Source organism: Pseudomonas sp. NPDC088885, from assembly GCF_044750025.1.
Taxonomy (GTDB): domain Bacteria; phylum Pseudomonadota; class Gammaproteobacteria; order Pseudomonadales; family Pseudomonadaceae; genus Aquipseudomonas; species Aquipseudomonas rustica.
Window position 1 is genome coordinate 1316 of the sequence record NZ_JBIVJB010000200.1, and the last position, 1771, is coordinate 3086.

Consider the following 1771-nt stretch of genomic DNA (forward strand, 5'->3'; position numbering starts at 1 on the left):
CATGTCGGCTTCGGCGGCGGTTTCAACGATGCCGTCTTCCAGGCAACGCACGGTTTCCAGGCACAGCGGGATCATCATCCAGTTGATGATGTCTTCGTCAGTGACTTCGCGCTGCTCGTAAACGATCGGCTTGAGCACTTCGAGTACCGATGGATCGGCGACTTTCTTCTGCTTGCCTTTCTTGTCGGCTTCGTAGGCGTAGAAGCCCTTGCCGTTTTTCTGACCCAGACGCTTGGCCTCGTACAGCACGTCGATGGCCGTGCGACGGTCATCCTTCATGCGATCCGGGAAACCTTCAGCCATTACGTCACGACCGTGGTGACCGGTGTCGATGCCGACCACGTCCATCAGGTATGCCGGGCCCATTGGCCAGCCGAATTTTTCCATGACCTTGTCGATACGGACGAAATCCACACCGGCGCTGACCAGTTTGGCGAAACCGCCGAAGTACGGGAACAGTACGCGGTTGACCAGGAAGCCCGGGCAGTCGTTGACGACGATCGGGTTCTTGCCCATTTTCTTGGCGTAAGCAACGGTGGTGGCAACAGCCAGCTCACTCGACTTCTCGCCACGGATCACTTCCACCAGCGGCATCATGTGCACCGGGTTGAAGAAGTGCATGCCGACGAAGTTTTCCGGACGCTTGAGGGCTTTCGCCAGCAGGCTGATGGAAATGGTCGACGTGTTGGACGCGAGGATGGTGTCCTCTTTGACCTTGTCTTCAACTTCAGCCAATACAGCTTGCTTGACCTTCGGATTCTCGACAACAGCTTCGACAACCAGATCGACGTGACCGAAGTCGCCGTAGGACAGGGTTGGGCGAATGGCGTTGAGCACTTCAGCCATTTTCGCAGCGGTCATGCGACCTTTATCAACGCGGCCAACCAGCAGTTTGGCGGCTTCGGCCAGACCCTGCTCGATACCGTGCTCGTTGATGTCCTTCATCAGGATCGGCGTACCTTTGGAGGCCGACTGATAAGCAATACCGCCACCCATGATGCCGGCGCCCAATACAGCAGCCTGCTTCACGTCTTTGGCGATTTCGTCGTAGGCCTTGGCCTTTTTCTTCAGTTCCTGATCGTTCAGGAACAGACCGATCAAGCTCTGCGCAGCAGAGGTCTTGGCCAGTTTGACGAAACCGGCAGCTTCGACTTCCAGCGCCTTGTCACGACCGAAGTTCGCAGCTTTCTGGATGGTCTTGATCGCTTCAACCGGCGCCGGGTAGTTCGGGCCAGCCTGACCGGCAACGAAACCTTTGGCGGTTTCGAAAGCCATCATTTGTTCAATGGCGTTCAGCTTGAGCTTATCCAGCTTCGGCTGACGCTTGGCCTTGTAATCGAACTCGCCGGACATGGCGCGTTTGATCAGCTCAAGAGCCGCTTCCTGCAGTTTTTCCGGAGCAACCACAGCGTCGACGGCACTGACTTTCAGCGCGTCTTCAGGGCGGTTTTCCTTGCCGGAGGCAATCCACTCGATGGCGTTGTCGGCACCGATCAGGCGCGGCAGACGCACGGTGCCGCCGAAGCCTGGGTAGATGCCCAGTTTGACTTCCGGCAGACCGATCTTGGCTTTGGTCGACATGACGCGATAGTCAGCCGCCAAGCACATTTCCAGACCGCCGCCCAGAGCGATGCCATTGATGGCCGCTACGGTCGGAACATTGAGGTCTTCGAAATCGCTGAAGATCTTGTTGGCTTCGAGATTGCCAGCAACCAGCTCGGCATCCGGCAGCTTGAAGTTCTCGACAAATTCGGTGATGTCGGCGCCGCCG

The 1771-nt window shown here is 57.4% G+C and carries 1 protein-coding gene; it reads right to left on the reverse strand.

The window, feature by feature from the left end; genetic code table 11:
• The coding region (gene fadB, locus ACIP1X_RS28405) for a fatty acid oxidation complex subunit alpha FadB (RefSeq protein WP_400755917.1) at positions 1 to 1771 on the reverse strand (1771 nt) is incomplete at both ends.